Genomic DNA, 17,022 nt, shown 5'->3' with positions numbered 1-17,022 from the left:
CAAGGGTCGGTCAGCGAACGCTGGGAGTCGCCTTCCCGGTCGGCGGGGCGGACGCGGACGGCGTCGGGGTGGTGGCGCGGCCCGCCCGGCCGGTCGGGTGCGTGCGGGGCACGGGGGGCGCGGTGCGGTGCGGCGGGCGGCCGGAGGGGGTGCCCGGGCCGGTGCGGGTGGCGCCGGGGGCGGTGTCCGGGGACGCGTCGGGGACGGACGGGGACGGGGCCGGGGTGCCGGTGCCCGGGGAGGGCGTGGCGGGGCTCGGCGGGGACGCGGGCAGCGGACGGGCCGGCGGGCGCTCGGGGGTGGTGGCGAGGTGCGCGGCCAGGGCGAGGGCGGCGGCGCCCGCCGCGGCGGCCAGCGGCAGGACGAGGCGGCGCGGCCGGAACCGGCTGAGGAAGGCGGGCCGGGGGAGGCGGGCGCGGCGCAGGTGGGGGCCGGGCGGCGCCGCCGGGCGGAGGTCGTGGGCGTCGACGGCGTCGGCGCGGGCCGCGAGGGCGCGGCGCAGTCGGTCCTCGACGGGCCGTTGCGGGGCGGTGTCCCAGGGGGCGGGGTCGCGGGTGCTCAAGACCGTTCCTCCAGGATCTTCTCCAGCGCGTCCAGGGCGCGGCTGGCCAGGGACTTCACCGCGCCGCGGCTGATGCCCAGGGTCGCGGCGATCTGCGCTTCGGTGAGGTCGCCCCAGTAGCGCAGGACCAGGACCTCGCGGCGGCGCGCGGTGAGCCCGCCGAGCGCGGCGAAGACCTCGCGGTGTTCCTCGTCGAGGACCACCCGCTCCTCGGCGGACGGCGCGGCGGCCTCGTGCGGCGGGGTGTAGTCGCGGGCGGTGCGGCGGCGGCGCAGCACCGAGCGGGCGGCGTTGACCACCGCGGTGCGCAGGTAGGCGAGGGCGTTGTCGACCTCGCCGAGCTGTTCGCCGTGGCGTTTGTAGAGGGCGGTGAACGCGTCCTGGACGACGTCCTCGGCGGTGGCCCGGTCGTCGACGAGGAGGACGGCCAGCCGGACCATGTTCAGCCGGTGGGCGTGGTACAGCTCGGTGAGGGTGGGGCGGTGCGGTTCCGGGGGCGGCGCGCCGTCCCGTTCGCGGGTCGACTGCCGTGCGGGCGGCGGGAGTTGGTGGACGGCCGCGGGGTGGCGGGGCGGCGACTCGCGGCGGACGGCGCGCAGCAGCCGGCGCCAGGCGGCAGGCCGGAGCCCCGGCAGGGCGAACCGTGCCGGGGTCGGGTGCGGGGCGTAGTGGGCCATCGTTCCTCGGGCGGACCGGGGCGGGGTCAGGCGCGGTTCCGGCGGACCGCGTAGAGCGCGCCGCCGCCCGCGAGCATCAGGGCGGCCGCGCCGCCGCCCAGGGCGAGGGTGGTCGCCGAGGAGGCGCCGGTCTTGGCGAGCTGCTTGCGGTCGCCGCCGTCGGGGGCCGGCGCGGGGTGGCTGCCGGGGTGGCTGGGGACGGGGCTCGGCCGGTCGCCGGGCGAGGACGGGGTGGGGGTCGGCCGGTGGCCGCCGGGGTGGGTCGGGGCCGGCGAGGGGGTGGCGCTGTGGCCGGACGGCAGGGTGGGGGAGGGGACGGGGGAGGCGCTGTGGCCCGGGGGGTTGGTCGGGGCCGGCGACGGCGTGGCGCTGGCGGCCGGGCCCGAGGAGGCGGTGGCGGCCTGGGCGGTACCGGCCGTCGCGACGGTGGTGAGCGCTATCGCGGCGAGCAGACCGGCACCGGCCGAACGGCTCAGACGGTGGCGGACGGTGCGGGAGGTGCGCGCGGTACGGGACGGGTTCACGGTCGGCTGCTCCAGTTCGTCAACGGGTGGCGCCCGAGGGCGCCCTCACCCGAGACGACGTGCGGCCTGGGGCGGGGTTGCCGCCCGGCGCGAAAAACTTTCGGCGGGCCGCCGGCGCTCCCGTGACCGTATCCGGTGGCCGGGTGGGGCCCGGCGCTCCGTGCCCCGGCCGGGGCTGCCGCCGCAGGTCAGCCGGCCGCCGCGGGCCGGGGCACGGCGGCGGGCACCTCCGCCGTCCCGGGGGCGGACGCGCAGACGTCGTCCGGGCCGTGCACCGCCCAGGCCGGGAACGGGTCCTCGGCCGCGGTGGGCGCCGGCTCGCCGGGGTCGAGCAGGCAGGCGGCGAGGGCGGAGCGCAGCGGCTCCGGGCGCAGGCCGGTGCCGATGAAGACGAGTTCCTGGCCGGACGGGCCGAGCGGCTCGGCGGGGGCGCCGGCGGTCCCGTCGGAGGCGTCGTCGGCGTCCGTCCCGGACGGCTCGAAGCGGGCTACCGCGCCCGCCTGGGACCACAGTCCGGTGATGCCGGGCCGGGTGGCGAGGCGGAAGAAGCCCTTGGAGCGGAGCACGTCGCCGTAGTCGCCGCTGTCCATCCGCTCGGTGACGAACCGCCAGAGGCGGCCCGGGTGGAAGGGGCGGTCGGCCCGGAAGACGGTGCTGGAGATGCCGTACTCCTCGGTCTCCGGGACGTGGTCGCCGTTGAGCTCCCGCACCCAGCCGGGCGCCTGCTGGGCGCGTTCGAGGTCGAAGCGGCCGGTGCCCAGGACCTCGGCGAGCGGCACCCGGCCGCGCCGGGCGGGGACGACCCGGGCGGCCGGGTTGAGGCGGGCGAGGGTGGCGCGGAGGCGTTCGGCGGTGGCCGGGTCGACCAGGTCGGTCTTGTTGAGGACGAGGACGTCGGCGAACTCGATCTGGTCCATGAGGAGGTCGCTGACCGTGCGCTCGTCGTCCTCGTACTGGTCCAGGCCGCGCTCGACCAGGGCGTCGCCGCCGGCCAGTTCGGGCAGGAAGTTGGCCGCGTCGACGACCGTGACCATGGTGTCCAGGCGGGCCAGGTCGCCCAGGGTGGCGCCGTCGTCGCGCGGGAAGGCGAAGGTGGCGGCGACCGGCATCGGCTCGGAGATCCCGCTGGACTCGATCAGCAGGTAGTCGAAGCGGCCGGCCCGGGCGAGGCGGTCGACCTCTTCCAGCAGGTCGTCGCGGAGGGTGCAGCAGATGCACCCGTTGGTCATCTCGACCAGCCGTTCCTCGGTGCGGGAGAGCGCCGCGTCGCCGCCGCGGACCAGCGCGGCGTCGATGTTGACCTCGCTCATGTCGTTGACGATCACCGCGACCCGCAGGCCCTCCCGGTTGCCCAGGATGTGGTTGAGCAGGGTGGTCTTGCCCGCGCCCAGGAAGCCGGAGAGCACGGTGACGGGCAGCCGGGGGTGGGTCATGGCCCGGTCAGCCCTTCGGGTCGAGCAGGCCGAGCCGGTACGCCTTCACCAGGTGCTGCGGCACCTGGTACACGACGCCGTCCAGGGTGAGCGGCACCAGTCGCGGGGCGCTGGCCTTCCACTGGGCGCGGCGGTGGCGGGTGTTGCTGCGGGAGAGCTTGCGCTTGGGTACGGCCATGGTGGCGGGCCTCCGGGAATCGGGTGGGTGCCGGTCGGGACGGAGGCTATATGGAAATGGCTACCATTTCCAAGTAGAGTGTTGGTGCGGTGCCTGGGGTCACGGCACGCGAAACGCCCGGGGCGGCCAGTGGGGGCGGCCCCGGGCGCTCGTCCCGCGCACGGTGCGTCGGGTCGTCGGCAGGACGGGTCGGCGCGCCGGTGCGCGGCGCGACGGCTCAGATCGTCGAGGCGTCGATGACGAAGCGGTAGCGGACGTCGCTCGCCAGCACCCGCTCGTACGCCTCGTTGATCCGGTCCGCGCCGATCACCTCGATGTCCGCGGTCAGGCCGTGCTCGGCGCAGAAGTCGAGCATCTCCTGGGTCTCCGCGATGCCGCCGATCAGCGACCCGGCGAACGACCGCCGGCCGCCGATCAGCGCGAACGGGGCGATGGGAAGCGGGTTCTCGGGGGCGCCGAGCTGGACCAGGGTGCCGTCGGTGCGCAGCAGCCCGAGGTAGGCGTTGAGGTCCAGGTCGGCCGAGACGGTGTTGACGATCAGGTCGAAGGTGCCGGCCAGCGCCTCGAAGGTGGCCGGGTCGCTGGTCGCGTAGTAGTGGTCGGCGCCGAGCCGCAGGCCGTCGTCCTTCTTGCGGAGCGACTGGCTCAGGACGGTGACCTCGGCGCCCATGGCGTGCGCGATCTTGACGCCCATGTGGCCCAGGCCGCCCAGGCCGACCACGGCGACCTTCTTGCCGGGGCCCGCCTGCCAGTGGGCGAGCGGGGAGTAGAGGGTGATGCCGGCGCACAGCAGCGGGGCCGCGGCGTCCAGCGGGAGCGCGTCGGGGATGCGCAGCGCGTAGTTCTCGTCGACGACCAGGTGGCTGGCGTAGCCGCCGTGGGTGATCTCACCGTGCCGGTCGGTGTCGTTGTACGTGTTGACGGTGCCGAGCTCGCCGGTGCAGTACTGCTCCAGGCCGGCCCGGCAGTTCTCGCAGTCGCGGCAGGAGTCGACGAAGCAGCCGACGCCGACCCGGTCGCCCACCCGGTAGCGGGTGACCTCGGAGCCGGTCGCGGCGACCACGCCCGCTATCTCGTGGCCGGGCACGATCGGGAAGTTCCCGCCGTCGCCCCACTCGGCGCGCACGGTGTGGATGTCGGAGTGGCAGATGCCGGAGAACTTGATGTCGATCAGGATGTCGTGGGCACCCAGCTCGCGGCGCGGGATCGTGATCCGCTCCAGCGGTGCCTTCGGTGCGGGCGCGGCGTACGCGGCGACAGAGGTGTGGGTCATGCCACCGAGGATGTGTCGTTCCGCCCCGCCCAACCAGTGCACCCTTGAACGTATGCATGGCGTGCCTACTACTGACGGAACCCCCTTGGGGGGCGGGAAGCCCGCGGGGCCCGGCGACCGGGCGGGGCGGCCGGCGCCGGTGGTCGTCGACCGGCGCACCGAGCTGAGCGACTTCCTGCGCTCGCGGCGGGCCCGGCTGCGGCCCGGGGACGTCGGGCTGCCCGAGCGCGGCGCGCGGCGCCGGGTGCCGGGGCTGCGCCGCGAGGAGCTGGCGCAGCTGGCCGGGGTGAGCGTGGCGTACTACACGCGGCTGGAGCAGGGCCACGGCCAGAACGTCTCGGACGCCGTGCTGGCGGCGCTCGGCACCGCGCTGCGGCTGACCCCGGCCGAGCGCGACCACCTCCGGCACCTGGTCCGCCCGGTCCCCCGCCGGGCCCGGCCGGTCGCCGGCCCGCAGCGGGTGGGGCCCGCGTGCCGGCAACTGCTGGACGCGTTGGAGCTGGTCCCCGCGTTCGTGGTGGGCCGACGGCTGGACATCATCGGCTGGAACGGGCTGGGCCGCGCCGTGTTCGGCGACTTCCCGGCGCTGCCGCCCGAGCGGCGCAACCTGGCCTGGCAGGTCTTCCTGGACCCGGCCACCCGTGCGCTGTACGTGAACTGGGAGGACAAGGCGGAGGTGACGGTCTCGCTGCTCCGGCAGGAGCTGGCGCGGATCCCGGACGACCCCGCGCTGACCGCGCGGATCACCGAACTGACCGTGTCCAGCGAGGAGTTCCGACGGTTCTGGGCCCGGCACGACATCAGGGACAAGGGCTTCGGCGTGAAGCAGCTGGACCACCCGGTGGTGGGCCCGCTGACCCTCACCTACGAGACGCTGCTCGTGGCGGCCGAACCGGGGCAGACGCTGGTGACCCACCACGCCGCGCCGGGCTCGCCGTCCGAGGCGGCGCTGCGGACGCTGACGGCCGGCCTGCCGGCGTAGGGCCGCCGAGCCGTAGGGGCGTCGAGACGTGGGCGGGCCCGTCCGAGGGGCGTGGCGGCTGTACGCCCCTCGGACGGGCCCGGGTCGGGGAGGGCTGGGGCTCAGGAGAAGCGCACCGAACGGAGCTTGAGCCGCTCCGAGCCGTGGCCGCCCTCCGGGCGCAGGGTGAAGTGGGCGCCGGTGCAGTAGGGGCCGGCGAAGACCGTGGCGGTGGACGCGGTGTGGTTGCGCGGCGAGTGCGCGGGCGGCAGGTACTCCTGGATCGCCTCGGGGAGCGTGACGCACTTCCCGCTCGGAGGGGCGACGAGGAAGCCGGGTCGCGCCCCGCCGCCCGGGGCCTCGTAGACGTAGCTGAAGTAGCCGGTGGCGGCGTGGGCCGAGGCGGTGGGCAGGGCCAGCGCGAGGGCCGCCGAGCCGGCCGCGGCGGCCAGCGTGCGACGGAGGCGGCGCATCATAACGTCCTTTCGGGCCAAGGAAGTTGGCGTGGTACGGCTGGTTCGCTGCCCGCTCGGACGTCCGGTGATGCCTGCCGTCCCTCGAAGGGAGGGCGCCGAATCGATCCCTCGGCCGGGAGGGGTTTCGGCGGCCCGCCCCGGGTCCCGCGGCCAGGGCGGGAACCGGGAAGCGGGGCGCCGGTGGGCCGGTCGGTGGGTCGGCCCGGCGGTGGGTCAGTCGGTCACCGTGATCGCGGCGGCCGGGCAGATGGCCGCCGCCTCGCGGACCGCGTCGTGGAGCGCGGCCGGCGGCGCGGGGTCGAGGACGACCACGATGCCGTCCTCCTCCCGCTGGTCGAAGACGTCCGGCGCGGCGAGGACGCAGCTGCCGGCGCCGCAGCACTTCTCCTGGTCGGCGTGGATGCGCATGATGCTCCCAAGTGGTGCGTGGTGAACGGTGGTCGAGGGGCGGGACGCCGGGACTACCAGGCGATCGGCAGCGAGTGGACCCCGTAGATCGCCATGTCGTCGCGGAACGGGATCTCCTCGTAGGGCACGGCCAGCCGCAGGTCCGGCAGCCGGCGGAGCAGGGTCTCCACGGCGATCTGGAGCTCCACCCTGGCCAGCGGCTGCCCCAGGCACTGGTGGACGCCGAAGCCGAAGGCCACGTGGCGGCGGGCGTCCCGGGCCACGTCGAGGGCATCGGCGTCGGGGAAGACGCCGGCGTCCCGGTTGGCGGAGTTGATCATGCACAGGACGCCTTCGCCGGCGCGGATGGTGCGCCCGCCGACGACGACGTCCTCGGTGGCGATCCGGGGGACGCCGTTGTGCACGATCGTCAGATAGCGCAGCAGCTCCTCGACGGCGCCCTTGACGAGGGCGGGCTCGGCGCGCAGCCGGGCGAGTTGGTCGGGGTTGCGGAGCAGCGCGAGGGTGGACAGGGCGGTCATGTTGGCGGTCGTCTCGTGGCCGGCGACCAGCAGCAGGCGCCCCATGGTGGCGATGTCCCCGTCGGCGAGTTCGCCGCGGGCGACCAGGCGGCTGACGATGCCGTCGTCCGGCTTCTCCCGCTTGGCCTGGGCCAGTCGGGTCAGGTACTCCACCAACTCGTCCTGGGAGGCCCGGACCTCTTCGGGCGTCGACCGCAGGGAGAGCAGGATCCGGCTCCGCTCCTGGAAGAACTCGTGGTCCTCGTAGGGGACGCCGAGCAGCAGGCAGATCACCAGGGACGGCAGCGGCAGCGCGAAGTCGGTGACCAGGTCGGCTGAGGTGCGCCCGGCGGTCATCCGGTCGAGCAGGTCGTCGGCGAGCTGCTGCACCTCCGGGCGCATCGCCTCGACCTTCTTGACCATGAAGTCGGCGGTGAGCATCCGGCGCAGCCGGGCGTGGTCCGGGTCGTCCATGCGGATGAACGTCCGGCCGGAGCCGACGATTTCGCGGGCGCCGGCGGTGAGGAAGGGGAAACCGGGGCGGTGGGCGTCGGCGCTGAAGCGCGGGTCGCCGAGCACCGTCCGGACGTCCTGATGGTTCGTCACCAACCAGCATGCGGAGCCGTCCCAGAGCGTCGCCCGGGTGATCGGTTCGGTGCGGGCCGCGTCGGTGATGCCCGGGGCGGGGTCGAAGGGGCAGCCCGGGGCGCGGCTGGCCGGGACGGAGAGGGCGTCGGGGGGAGCGGTGCGTTCTGCGGTCGTCATGCGGCCGGTCCTTCCGCGTGAGTTAATTACCTAACTTAGGTAACTAAGTTGTTCGTCACGCTAACCCAGGTCGGGTGGAGGAGGGAAGGATGGAACGCGACCGGTCCGATGTTGGCTCAAACCGCATGGTGCAGGGGCCGAAGACGGGCGACGGCGCACCGCCGTCGGCCGGTCCTCGGGGCAGGGGCCCGGGGGGTACGGATCCTGGTATGAGAAGCGGCCGGTCCGAGGATCGGGCCCGCTACAGTTCCCCCATGCCGGACCCCGCGCTCCACCAGGACTCCACCATCGCCCTGCAAAAAGTGCTGGCCACGCTGTCCTATCTGCTCACCCGCTCGCAGGCGCACGAGCGGCAGGCGAGCCGGGCGGGGGTCACGGCCGGCCGCTCCGACCTGTATCTGCTGATGGCGCTGGAGGACAGCGGAGGCGTCAGCCGGGTCGGCGACCTCGCGGTGCAGATGATGGTCGAACCGCCGCATGTCACCCGGCAGATCAGCCAGTTGGAGGCGCAGAACCTCGTCGAGCGCACCCTGGACGAGCTGGACCGGCGGGTCCGCCGGATCGCGATCACACCGCACGGCAGGGCTGTCCTGGAGAGCTTCCGGCAGGCCAGGCTGGACGGATTGCGCCAGGCGCTCAGCGACTTCGACGACGCCGACCTGGACACCACCAGGGCGGTGCTGGACCGCCTCGTGGTCTATGTCCGCGAGTCGCACATGGAGGAGCCGCGGGGCCGCGGGGCGTAGCGTCCCGCGGTCCCGCGGCGAGCGGCGTGGGACCGGCCGCGAGGCGACCGCCCCGGGTGCCGGTCGGCCGGCGCCGGAGTTACTCGATCTCGACGCGGCCGCTGTGCGCGGTGCCGGTCCCGTTGCCGGAGCCGGTCCCGCCGCCCGCGGTGTCGGACGAGGCCGGGGTGCCGAGGTTGCGGCGGACCGAGTCCAGGATGGTCAGGCCCTGGCCGACCAGGCCGGCGGCGATCTCGCCCAGGCCGTCGGTGCCGTTGAGGACGTTGACGTTGGCGTTGGCCAGGCCCGCGGACGCCTCCTTGACGATCTGCGGGAGCTGGTCGATCAGCATCCGGTCCAGGGCCACCCGGTCGTGCGAGGCGGCGGCCTCGGCCTGGATCTTCATCCGCTCGGCCTCGGCCGTGGCCAGCAGCTTGATGCGCTCGGCCTCCGCCTCGGCGGGCTTGACGACCTCGGCGACCAGTTCCTGCTGGCGCAGCCGGGCGCGGCGTTCGGCCAGCTCGGTCTGGGCGGCCAACACCTCCTGCTGGGCGTGGGCCTGGGCGAGCGGGCCGGCCTGCGCGGCGCGGGCCTGCGCGCGGTCCACCTCGGCGGAGTACTCGGCCTGGACCACCGCGGTCTGGCGGGAGTACTCGGCCTGATTGCGCGCCGCCTCCTGCTGCGCCTCGACGGACGCCTGGGTGGCCTGGGCCTGGGCGATCTGCGCCTGGCGCTGGATGGCCGCCTTGTGCGGGGCGGACATCGCCTCAATGTAGCCGGTGTCGCCGTCGTCGATCGACTGGATCTGCAACGAGTCCACGATCAGGCCGATCTTGGCCATTTCGGTCTTGGACGTCTCCAGGACCTCGGTGGCCAGCTTCTGCCGTTCGGTGACGATCTCCTCGACCGTCATCGAGCCGATGATGGAGCGCAGATGACCGGCGAAGATCCGGCCGGTCAGGATCGACATCTGGTCCTGGTCGGACAGGAAGCGCTGGCCGGCGTTGACGATGCTCTCGGTGTCGTTGCCGACCTTGAAAGCGATCACGGCACGCACCGTGAGCGCGATGCCCTGCCGGGTCACGCACTTCTCGGCGACCTCGGACTCGCACAGCGCCAGCGTCAGGAAGCGGACCTTGCGGAAGACCGGCAGCACGAACTTGCCGTGGCCGGTCACCACCCGAAATGGCGCACCGCCCTGCCCCCGCCTGCCACCGGAGATCAGCATGGCTTGATCAGGGGCAGGAACGCGGTAACCGAACATCACTCGTCTCCTCAACCGGCGTCGCCGGGGTCGCCGGCCGACGCGTCCAACGGATCGACCCACTCCATGACGTTGACCTGGCGATGGCCACGGGACTCGATCACGAGCACGGTCGCCCCGACGGGAAGGGGCTCGGCGGACCAGGCGAGGAACGTCTCGGAGCCGCCTCGGATCCGCACCAGAACCTCACCGGGGCCGGCAGCTCCACGCGTGCCGATCAGCAGCACTCCGGTACAGCCGATCACGGCTTCATCCCGGGCCATCGATCGCTGCCCTCCCCCGTTACGTTCTATTCGATCTGACGATAGCGCTCCGGTGCACGGCGGCCTATGGCGGGACGGCGGCGAGTTGGTGCGCCGTTGCGGTGGTGCGCCCGGTCAGGCCCTGGGGCGGGCCGCCGGGTCTGGGAGGAACGGCAGCAGCAGCGAGACCAGCCCGGCGAGGGCGGCGTTGGCGGTCAGGGCCCACATCATGGCGTGGCCGTAGGCGGCGGTGTCCTGGTGGGCGGCGGGGCCGAGAGCACCGTAGAAGACGACGCCGAGGACGGCCACGCCGACCGCGCCGCCGACCTGCTGGCCGGTGGAGAGCAGGCCGGAGGCCATCCCGGTCTCCTCGGGGCGGACGCCGGCGAGGACCGCGCTCAGCAGCGGGGTGACCAGCAGGCCGTTGCCGGCGCCGACCAGGGCCAGGGTCGGGACCAGCTGCCAGGCGGTCAGTTCCGAGCCGGCGGTGGCGGCCGCCACGACGGTGCTGCCGAAGCCGAGGAAGGTGATCAGGGCGCCGACCTGCAGCACCCGCCGCCCGAAGCGGGCGAGCCGCCCGGCCAGCAGGCTGGTGGCGAGGAAGACCACCGCGAACGGCAGGTAGAACAGCCCGGCGCCGAGGGCGTCCTGCCCCAGTCCGTCCTGGAGGGTGAGCGAGAAGACCAGGAAGAAGGAGTTGATGCCGGCGTAGGCGAGGAGCACCAGGCTCATGCCGACCGCGAAGGGCCGCTCCCGGAACAGCCGCAGCCGCACCAGCGGCGCCCCACCGGACGCGTCCACCCGCCGCTCCACCAGGGCGAACACCACGAACGCCAGCACACTGGCGGCCAGGCTGAACCACGTCCACCGGGGCCAGCCGGCGGCCCGCCCCTCGACCAGCGGCACGACCAGCAGCGCCAGCGCCAGGGTCAGTACCCCGGCCCCGGGCAGGTCCAGGCGGTGCGCCCGCGGGGCGCGCGTCTCGGGCACGTACCGCGCGGTGAGCGCCAGCGCCACCAGGCCGACGGGCACGTTGACCCAGAAGACCGGGCGCCAGGAGGAGCCGAACAGGTCGGCGGAGACCAGGACGCCGCCCAGCAACTGCCCCACCGCACCGGCGATGCCGATCACCGCCCCCAGCGCCCCGAACGCCCGGGACCGCCGCTCGGCCGGCACCAGCACCTGGAGCATCGCGAAGACCTGCGGGAACATCGCGGCCGCGGAGAGCCCCTGGACGAGCCGGGCGGCGATCAGCACGCCCGCGTCGGGCGCCAGCGCGCAGCCCACGGAGGAGACGGTGAACAGCGCCATCCCCCACTGGAACAGCCGCTTGCGGCCGAAGCGGTCGCCGAGCCGGGCGCCGGTGATCAGCGCGATGGCGTAGGTGAGTTGGTAGCCGGCCAGGATCAGCTGGACGTCGGCGTCGGAGGCGTGCAGGTCCGCCTGGATGGCCGGGGCCGCCACCAGCACGATGAAGGTGTCCAGGACGGCCACGAAGGCGCCGGTGAGGATGAGCGCGAGGGCGCCCCGGGAAGCCGCAGCGGGCGGCGTGGGAAGAGGGGCCGGGGCGCTGTGCACGGCCCCGGCCGGACGTGATGTCTGAGCCATGCCGCAACGCTCGCGCAGCCCCGAACGGCCGTACAGAGACCGATTATGCTGGTGTTTTCGCTACCACCGACCGCGCGCGCACCACGGGCCGGACACCTGTCACCGGCCGGGCGCCGCCGCCCTGGGGGAGGGCCATGGCCGACGAGGACCGGCGGCGCGCCCTGGCGGAGTTCCTGCGCGCGCGCCGGGAGCGGATCACCCCGCGGGAGGCGGGCATCCTGGCCGGGCCCCGGCGGCGGACCCCCGGGCTGCGGCGCGAAGAGGTCGCCCAGCTGTCCGGCGTCAGCGTCACCTGGTACACCTGGCTGGAACAGGCCCGGGACATCGGCGTCAGCCGGCAGGTCCTGGCCAGCCTGGCGCGGGCCCTGATGCTCGGCCCGGTCGAGCAGCGCCATCTGTACGCACTGGCCGGCGAGCTGCCCCCGGAGCAGCCGGGCCGCTCCGGCCCCGGGCCGGCCCTCCAGCGGCTGGTGGACGCACTGGACCCGCACCCGGCCTACCTGCTCGACGCCAACTGGGACCTGGTGGCCTGGAACCGCGCCGAGGCCGGGCTGATCGGCGATCCCGGCCGGTTGGCGCCCGACGAGCGGAACCTGCTCCGGGTGGTGTTCACCGACCCGGCGATGCGGACGCTCCTGGTCGACTGGGAGGGGCAGGCGCGGGACCTCGTCGCCCAGTTCCGGGCGGACGCCGGCGAGCGGTTCGGCGATCCGCGGGCCGAACGGCTGATCCGGGAACTCTCCGCGTGCAGCCAGGAGTTCACCCGGTGGTGGCAGGCGCACCACCTCGCGGACTTCGGAAGCACCCGGCGGGAGTTCCGCCATCCGCGGGTCGGGGAGCTGACCTTCGACTATGTGAAGCTGGCGGCGTTGGAGGCGCCCGGGGTCAAGCTGTTCGTGTGCATGCCGCACGACGAGCCGACGCGGGAGAAGCTGCCCGCGCTGCGGGAGTGCTGACCCGACCGACCCCGACCGTCCCCGTCCGCCGGGCCGTCGGCGGGCCGCACGGCCACGGCCTTGAAGAACGTGTAGTGGAAGCTGCCACCGGGCTCCGCGGAGCGCCGTAGGTCGGTGATGCCGCGGTCCCAGTCGGCGGGCGCGGCCAGCCCGGCGGCGAGAGCCTCGTCCCGGACGGATTCGATCATGGCGATGAAGGTGCGGCGGGTGAAGCCGGAGACGAGGCCGGGCCGGCTCGCGTCCGCGTAGACGGTACGGGGCCGGACGGCGACGTCCGAGAAACCGGCACCGGTGAGGAGGGGGTGCAACTGCCGCCCGACCAGGGCGTTTCCGCCGGCCTCCGCCTGCAGGCGGACCTGGTGGTCGATCACCCGACGGGCGGCCGGGCTGTCCGGGTGGAAGAGCACCGAGCCGTGGTCGCCCTCGATGACGGTGAGGGTGCCGCCGGGGCGCAGTACGCGGCGCAGCCCGGTCAGCGCGCGGACGGGGTCGGGGAGGTGCTCCAGGACGAAGCAGAGGAAGACGTGGTCGAAGGAGGCGTCGGAGAAGGGGAGTCGATGCAGGTCGGCGCGGTGCCAGGTGACGTTGGCCGCCGCGTGCGGGGCCTGCGCGGCAAGTTGGGCGCGGGCCTGGTCGAGGGAGGCCGCGGAGCGGTCGAGGGCGGCGATGCGGGCACCCGGACTGCCGTTGACCAGGTGCAGGGTCTGCGCGCCGACCCCGCAGCCGACCTCCAGGACGGTGCTCCCGGCCGGGTAGGAGGTCCCGGCGTGGAGCAACTGCGCCAGGGTGTCGGCCTGGTCGCCGAGGCGACGCGCCTCCCGGTCCGAGTAGCCGTGGACGTAGGCGGGGGAGAGGAGTCGGGACGGGCGCGGGGACGGGGAGGGGGACGGGTGCAGGGACGAGGACGGGGACGGTGACGAGTGCGAGTACGGGGGCGGTGGCGTGCCCGGGGCCGAGGTGGCAGGGAAGTCCGTTGATCCGTCGGGGCGTTGGGGCTGGTCCGGCGCGTTCATGGAGCAACCGTCGCCGGATAATGGTCCGGTGGACAGGTCCAAAGAGCGTCTGATCGAAGGGTCCATAACGTCGGGGTCCGCCACCGGTTCCGATTTCCTCCAGCTGAGGATCGCGGCAGCGCCGGCGGGCGGCCGGGCGGACTGGCTGGCCGGTGAGCTGCGGCGGGCGATCGCGGACGGCCGGCTGCCGGTCGGGAGCAGGCTGCCCGCGACCCGGGTGCTCGCCGCCGACCTGCGGGTCTCCCGCGGCCTGGTCACCGAGGCGTACCAACGGCTGCGCGAGGACGGCCAGGTGGCCGGGCGGGGCCGCGGCGGCACGGTGGTGGTCGCGGCACCCGTGGCGGCCGGCGCGGGGCCGTCGTCGGGCGCGGGCGCGGGGGCGATGCCGGACCGGGACGCGCCGGGGCCGGGCCCCGCCGCCTTCGACGCCCCACCCCGCAGCGACGTCTTCGACGCCCTGCGCGCGGCCCCCGCACGGATCGACCTCACGCCCGGCCTGCCGGACCTGGCCTCGTTCCCCCGCGCCGCCTGGCTGCGCGCCGAACGCGCGGTGCTCGCCGGGCTCCCGTCGGCTGCCCTCGGCTACGGCGACCCCCGGGGCACCCCCGAACTGCGCCGGGCGGTCGTCCACTGGCTGGCCCGCAACCGCGGCATCCGGGCCGACCCCGCCGACGTCCTGATCGTCTCCGGTACGGCACAGGCACTCGGCCTGATCACCCAGGTGCTGCTCCGCGACGGCATCGACGCCATCGCCGTGGAGGACCCCGGTTCGCTCGGCGCCCGCCAGCACCTCCAGTACTGGGGCGCGGCGACCCCGCCGGTCCCGGTGGACGAGGACGGCGTCCGGGTCGATGCGCTGCGGGCGACCGGCGCGCGGGCCGCCCTGCTGACCCCGGCCCACCAGTTCCCGACCGGCGTGGTGCTGGGCGGGGCCCGCCGCCGCGACCTGCTCCGCTGGGCGAGCGACACCGGCGGCCTGATCGTCGAGGACGACTACGACGCCGAACACCGCTACGACCGCCCGCCGGCCCCCGCCCTGCGCTCCCTCCTCGCCGACCACGTCTGCTACGCGGGCAGCGTCTCCAAACTGCTGGCTCCCGCCCTGCGGGTCGGCTGGCTGCTGGCCCCGCCCCGCTACCAGGAGGCGCTGGTGGACGCCAAGCGGTTCGCCGACCTCGGCAACGCCGCGCTGCCGCAGCTGGTACTGGCCCGGTTGATGGAGTCCGGTGAACTGGAGCGTCTGATCCGGCAGTTGCGACGCCGCCACCGGGCGCGTCGGGACGCCGTGATCGCCGCCGTCCGCCGCCACCTCCCGGCCGCGGCCGTACACGGCGCCGCGGCCGGCCTGCACCTGACGATCACCTTCCCGCCCGACGCCCCGCCCGACACCGAACTGGCAGCCGCCGCCCTCGCCCGAGGCGTCAAGGTCCATCCGCTGTCCTGGCACAGCCAGCGCCCCTACGGCCGGCCGGGCCTGGTCCTCGGCTACGCGGCGCGCACACCGGGGGAGTTGGCGGAGGGCGTCGCCGTCCTGGGGGAGGTGACCCGGGCCGTCGGCGGCCGGGGCGGAGGGGGTGGCAACAGCGGCCGGGACGGCCGGGACGAGAGCGGCGGCCGGGGCGGGCCATGAAGCCCTCAGCGGAACGGAATCGGCAGCCCGCGTTCCGCCTCCGGCCGCGACCCGAAGATCCGCCGCTCCGCCTTCTCGATCCGGACGTCGTGGATCCCGGCCTCCCGCCGCCCCATCAGCCCCGACGCGTCGAACTCCCACAGCTCATTGCCGTGACTCCGCCACCACTGGCCGCCGGCGTCCCGGCTCTCGTACTGGAACCGCACCGCGATCCGGTTCCCCGCATACGACCAGAGCTCCTTGCGGAGCGCGTAGTCCCGCTCCCGCTCCCACTTCCGGCGAAGGAACGCGACGATCTCGGTGCGCCCGGCGAGGAAGGCGTCCCGGTTCCGCCACACCGAGTCCTCGGTGTACGCGAGGGCCACCCGCTCGGGATCACGGGTGTTCCAGGCGTCCTCGGCGGCCTGGACCTTCTGCCGCGCACTCTCCTCGTCGAACGGGGGGAAGGGGGGCCGGGGTGCGGTCATGGCGTGACTCCTGTCTGTGCGGATACGAGCGCGGGCGCCAACGCGGGCGCCAACGCGGGCGCCAACGCGGTGCGAGCGCGAGTGTGAGCGCGAGCGGCGACCAGGTGGAGAACGCTCGTTCTCCACCCGCTCGGCTAGTCTAGAGAACGATCGTTCTCCACGGAAGGCGGCCCCTGTGACGGCCCATGGCAGCGCCCCCGAAGGCGTCCACGACGAGGTACGGACGCGGATCCTCGACGCCGCGGAGAGGCTCTTCTACGAGCGCGGCATCCAGGCCGTCGGCATGGACGAGCTCCGCACCGCCGCCGGCGTGTCCCTCAAGCGCCTCTACGGCACCTTTCCCGCCAAGCACGACCTCGTCGAGGCGTACCTCCGCCGCCGCGACGCGCGCTGGCGGGCCGACCTGGCCGCCTACGTGGACGCGGCGGCGGGTGGCGCCGCCGTGGCTCCGGCGGACCGCCTCCTCGCCGTCTTCGACTGGCTCGGCGGCTGGTTCGCCGCCCAGGACTTCCGCGGCTGCGCGTTCATCAACGCCTACGGCGAGCTCGGTGCCACCTCGGAGGGCGTCGCCCGCGTCACCCGCGACCACAAACAGGCCCTGCGCGCCTACCTCGCGGACCTCGCCCGTCCCTTGGGCCACCCCGACCCGGCCACCCTCGCTGCACAGTTGGCGCTCCTGATCGACGGCGCGATCACCGCAGCCGCCATATCCGGCGAACCGGCCTCAGCCCACACCGCCCACACCGCCCGCACGGCGGCGGCGGCGCTCATCGACGCGACCACGACCACCCCCAATATTTGAAAATAAAAAGAACTCCCGGCCGGTTTATTCGGAGATCGCTCGGCGGCGTTGTCAGTGCCGTATGCCAAAGTTGACCCAGCAGATGAGTTGACGAGTTGAACCGCAACGGGGGAGGGGCTCGCCATGCCGTTGGCGGAAGAGGTAGCGGCGTTCCATGAAGGGCGGCCGAATCCGGCCGCGCTGATCGGTGAATTCCGGCGCGCGGCCGTGATGCTTCCGGTCGTCAACGACAGCTTTATCTCCGCCGAGTTGGACGGTATCCGCTGGCTCTACGCATTCAGCGACGAGGATGCCCTGTCCCGTTTTGCGGCGACCCGCGAGAGCGAACTGGGGGCGGACCGGCAGTACGTCACCGTGGTCGGCGCCAGGGTCCTCGACGTGGTGATTCCCGCCATCGAGGGGCCGGTGGGTGTGGCCCTGGATGCCGGCAGCGTGCAGGGCATGCTTTTCCCACCGGTATCCGGAATCGTGCCGGATCGCGTCGCCGTGGACGCGAGCGAAGACATATCCACGGCCTCATCAGCCGGCACGTCGGGCACCACGAACGTCTAGGGGGAG

At 74.3% G+C, this 17,022-nt stretch carries 20 protein-coding genes; 6 read left to right on the top strand and 14 right to left on the bottom strand.

Annotated elements, in window-relative coordinates; genetic code table 11:
• Positions 1-10 precede the first annotated feature (10 nt).
• From SNOUR_RS19190 to SNOUR_RS19165, 6 genes are all read right to left on the bottom strand, one after another.
• A complete protein-coding gene (locus SNOUR_RS19190) occupies positions 11-562 on the bottom strand; it encodes a hypothetical protein (RefSeq protein ID WP_067348773.1) in 552 nt (183 codons plus the stop codon).
• Positions 559-1,239, bottom strand: a complete 681-nt coding sequence (locus SNOUR_RS19185) for an RNA polymerase sigma factor (protein WP_067348771.1) — start codon at positions 1,237-1,239, stop codon at positions 559-561. Before SNOUR_RS19185 ends, SNOUR_RS19190 begins: the two co-directional genes overlap by 4 nt.
• Positions 1,240-1,265: 26 nt before the next feature.
• On the bottom strand, positions 1,266-1,763 hold the full coding sequence (locus tag SNOUR_RS19180; protein WP_067348768.1) for an LAETG motif-containing sortase-dependent surface protein: 498 nt from the start codon (positions 1,761-1,763) through the stop codon (positions 1,266-1,268).
• A gap of 188 nt (positions 1,764-1,951) precedes the next feature.
• The gene (locus SNOUR_RS19175) at positions 1,952-3,196 is read right to left on the bottom strand and encodes a GTP-binding protein (RefSeq protein WP_067348765.1); all 1,245 of its coding nucleotides are present in this window, start codon (positions 3,194-3,196) and stop codon (positions 1,952-1,954) included.
• Positions 3,197-3,203: 7 nt separating this feature from the next.
• A complete protein-coding gene (gene rpmF, locus SNOUR_RS19170; protein ID WP_039634423.1) occupies positions 3,204-3,374 on the bottom strand; it encodes a 50S ribosomal protein L32 in 171 nt (56 codons plus the stop codon).
• 217 nt (positions 3,375-3,591) lie between these two features.
• A complete protein-coding gene (locus SNOUR_RS19165) occupies positions 3,592-4,647 on the bottom strand; it encodes an NAD(P)-dependent alcohol dehydrogenase (protein ID WP_067348762.1) in 1,056 nt (351 codons plus the stop codon).
• An 85-nt stretch (positions 4,648-4,732) separates the two neighbouring features.
• On the opposite strand from SNOUR_RS19165, the gene SNOUR_RS19160 reads away from it, so the two are divergent.
• The gene (locus tag SNOUR_RS19160; protein WP_376738529.1) at positions 4,733-5,629 is read left to right on the top strand and encodes an MmyB family transcriptional regulator; all 897 of its coding nucleotides are present in this window, start codon (positions 4,733-4,735) and stop codon (positions 5,627-5,629) included.
• A gap of 101 nt (positions 5,630-5,730) precedes the next feature.
• Here SNOUR_RS19160 and SNOUR_RS19155 read toward each other — a convergent pair whose 3' ends face one another.
• From SNOUR_RS19155 to SNOUR_RS19145, 3 genes are all read right to left on the bottom strand, one after another.
• Complete coding sequence (locus SNOUR_RS19155; protein ID WP_067358500.1) at positions 5,731-6,081, bottom strand: hypothetical protein; 351 nt, start codon at positions 6,079-6,081, stop codon at positions 5,731-5,733.
• 216 nt (positions 6,082-6,297) lie between these two features.
• A complete protein-coding gene (locus SNOUR_RS19150) occupies positions 6,298-6,492 on the bottom strand; it encodes a ferredoxin (protein ID WP_039634416.1) in 195 nt (64 codons plus the stop codon).
• 53 nt (positions 6,493-6,545) lie between these two features.
• Positions 6,546-7,757: a cytochrome P450 gene (locus SNOUR_RS19145; protein ID WP_067348759.1), complete on the bottom strand. Its 1,212-nt coding sequence runs from the start codon at positions 7,755-7,757 to the stop codon at positions 6,546-6,548.
• A 254-nt stretch (positions 7,758-8,011) separates the two neighbouring features.
• Between SNOUR_RS19145 and SNOUR_RS19140 the strand changes: the two genes are divergently transcribed.
• The gene (locus tag SNOUR_RS19140; RefSeq protein ID WP_067348756.1) at positions 8,012-8,503 is read left to right on the top strand and encodes a MarR family winged helix-turn-helix transcriptional regulator; all 492 of its coding nucleotides are present in this window, start codon (positions 8,012-8,014) and stop codon (positions 8,501-8,503) included.
• A gap of 79 nt (positions 8,504-8,582) precedes the next feature.
• Here the strand turns inward: SNOUR_RS19140 and SNOUR_RS19135 are convergent, their stop codons facing one another.
• From SNOUR_RS19135 to SNOUR_RS19125, 3 genes are all read right to left on the bottom strand, one after another.
• Complete coding sequence (locus SNOUR_RS19135) at positions 8,583-9,746, bottom strand: SPFH domain-containing protein (protein ID WP_067348753.1); 1,164 nt, start codon at positions 9,744-9,746, stop codon at positions 8,583-8,585.
• 11 nt (positions 9,747-9,757) lie between these two features.
• Positions 9,758-10,009: an NfeD C-terminal domain-containing protein gene (locus tag SNOUR_RS19130; RefSeq protein ID WP_067348751.1), complete on the bottom strand. Its 252-nt coding sequence runs from the start codon at positions 10,007-10,009 to the stop codon at positions 9,758-9,760.
• Between the two features lie 114 nt (positions 10,010-10,123).
• Positions 10,124-11,596: an MFS transporter gene (locus tag SNOUR_RS19125; protein WP_312632765.1), complete on the bottom strand. Its 1,473-nt coding sequence runs from the start codon at positions 11,594-11,596 to the stop codon at positions 10,124-10,126.
• A gap of 134 nt (positions 11,597-11,730) precedes the next feature.
• Here SNOUR_RS19125 and SNOUR_RS19120 point away from each other — a divergent pair, with 134 nt between their 5' ends.
• Positions 11,731-12,552 carry a helix-turn-helix transcriptional regulator gene (locus SNOUR_RS19120; protein ID WP_067348749.1) on the top strand — a complete coding sequence of 274 codons (822 nt, stop codon included), beginning with the start codon at positions 11,731-11,733 and terminating at the stop codon, positions 12,550-12,552.
• Here the strand turns inward: SNOUR_RS19120 and SNOUR_RS19115 are convergent.
• Positions 12,447-13,565 carry a methyltransferase domain-containing protein gene (locus SNOUR_RS19115; RefSeq protein WP_067348746.1) on the bottom strand — a complete coding sequence of 373 codons (1,119 nt, stop codon included), beginning with the start codon at positions 13,563-13,565 and terminating at the stop codon, positions 12,447-12,449. The two genes, SNOUR_RS19120 and SNOUR_RS19115, sit on opposite strands and share 106 nt — an antisense overlap.
• Here SNOUR_RS19115 and pdxR point away from each other — a divergent pair.
• Entirely contained in the window at positions 13,564-15,195 is a 1,632-nt protein-coding gene (gene pdxR, locus SNOUR_RS19110; protein ID WP_079142770.1) for a MocR-like pyridoxine biosynthesis transcription factor PdxR, read from the top strand. The two genes, SNOUR_RS19115 and pdxR, sit on opposite strands and share 2 nt — an antisense overlap.
• Before the next feature lie 5 nt (positions 15,196-15,200).
• On the opposite strand, the gene SNOUR_RS19105 is transcribed toward pdxR, so the two are convergent.
• A complete protein-coding gene (locus SNOUR_RS19105) occupies positions 15,201-15,662 on the bottom strand; it encodes a nuclear transport factor 2 family protein (RefSeq protein ID WP_067348741.1) in 462 nt (153 codons plus the stop codon).
• Positions 15,663-15,837: 175 nt separating this feature from the next.
• On the opposite strand from SNOUR_RS19105, the gene SNOUR_RS19100 reads away from it, so the two are divergent.
• Both SNOUR_RS19100 and SNOUR_RS19095 read left to right on the top strand, forming a co-directional pair.
• A complete protein-coding gene (locus tag SNOUR_RS19100; protein ID WP_067348740.1) occupies positions 15,838-16,464 on the top strand; it encodes a TetR/AcrR family transcriptional regulator in 627 nt (208 codons plus the stop codon).
• Between the two features lie 123 nt (positions 16,465-16,587).
• On the top strand, positions 16,588-17,016 hold the full coding sequence (locus tag SNOUR_RS19095) for an SseB family protein (RefSeq protein ID WP_067348737.1): 429 nt from the start codon (positions 16,588-16,590) through the stop codon (positions 17,014-17,016).
• The last annotated feature ends 6 nt before the right edge of the window (positions 17,017-17,022 follow it).

Source organism: Streptomyces noursei ATCC 11455, from assembly GCF_001704275.1.
Lineage (GTDB): Bacteria > Actinomycetota > Actinomycetes > Streptomycetales > Streptomycetaceae > Streptomyces > Streptomyces noursei.
Note: the sequence above shows the minus strand (reverse complement) of the source record. Positions and strands in the feature narration are given on the sequence as shown.

What these genes read in the sequence shown, in the direction of transcription:
- SNOUR_RS19155 (WP_067358500.1), bottom strand. Translation starts at nt 6,081, where the DNA reads ATGCGCCGCCTCCGTCGCACGCTGGCCGCCGCGGCCGGCTCGGCGGCC.
- SNOUR_RS19145 (WP_067348759.1), bottom strand. Translation starts at nt 7,757, where the DNA reads ATGACGACCGCAGAACGCACCGCTCCCCCCGACGCCCTCTCCGTCCCG.
- SNOUR_RS19135 (WP_067348753.1), bottom strand. Translation starts at nt 9,746, where the DNA reads ATGTTCGGTTACCGCGTTCCTGCCCCTGATCAAGCCATGCTGATCTCC.
- SNOUR_RS19105 (WP_067348741.1), bottom strand. Translation starts at nt 15,662, where the DNA reads ATGACCGCACCCCGGCCCCCCTTCCCCCCGTTCGACGAGGAGAGTGCG.
- SNOUR_RS19120 (WP_067348749.1), top strand. Translation starts at nt 11,731, where the DNA reads ATGGCCGACGAGGACCGGCGGCGCGCCCTGGCGGAGTTCCTGCGCGCG.
- SNOUR_RS19115 (WP_067348746.1), bottom strand. Translation starts at nt 13,565, where the DNA reads ATGAACGCGCCGGACCAGCCCCAACGCCCCGACGGATCAACGGACTTC.
- SNOUR_RS19150 (WP_039634416.1), bottom strand. Translation starts at nt 6,492, where the DNA reads ATGCGCATCCACGCCGACCAGGAGAAGTGCTGCGGCGCCGGCAGCTGC.
- rpmF (WP_039634423.1), bottom strand. Translation starts at nt 3,374, where the DNA reads ATGGCCGTACCCAAGCGCAAGCTCTCCCGCAGCAACACCCGCCACCGC.
- SNOUR_RS19095 (WP_067348737.1), top strand. Translation starts at nt 16,588, where the DNA reads ATGCCGTTGGCGGAAGAGGTAGCGGCGTTCCATGAAGGGCGGCCGAAT.
- SNOUR_RS19165 (WP_067348762.1), bottom strand. Translation starts at nt 4,647, where the DNA reads ATGACCCACACCTCTGTCGCCGCGTACGCCGCGCCCGCACCGAAGGCA.
- SNOUR_RS19140 (WP_067348756.1), top strand. Translation starts at nt 8,012, where the DNA reads ATGCCGGACCCCGCGCTCCACCAGGACTCCACCATCGCCCTGCAAAAA.
- SNOUR_RS19125 (WP_312632765.1), bottom strand. Translation starts at nt 11,596, where the DNA reads ATGGCTCAGACATCACGTCCGGCCGGGGCCGTGCACAGCGCCCCGGCC.
- SNOUR_RS19175 (WP_067348765.1), bottom strand. Translation starts at nt 3,196, where the DNA reads ATGACCCACCCCCGGCTGCCCGTCACCGTGCTCTCCGGCTTCCTGGGC.
- pdxR (WP_079142770.1), top strand. Translation starts at nt 13,564, where the DNA reads ATGGAGCAACCGTCGCCGGATAATGGTCCGGTGGACAGGTCCAAAGAG.
- SNOUR_RS19185 (WP_067348771.1), bottom strand. Translation starts at nt 1,239, where the DNA reads ATGGCCCACTACGCCCCGCACCCGACCCCGGCACGGTTCGCCCTGCCG.
- SNOUR_RS19130 (WP_067348751.1), bottom strand. Translation starts at nt 10,009, where the DNA reads ATGGCCCGGGATGAAGCCGTGATCGGCTGTACCGGAGTGCTGCTGATC.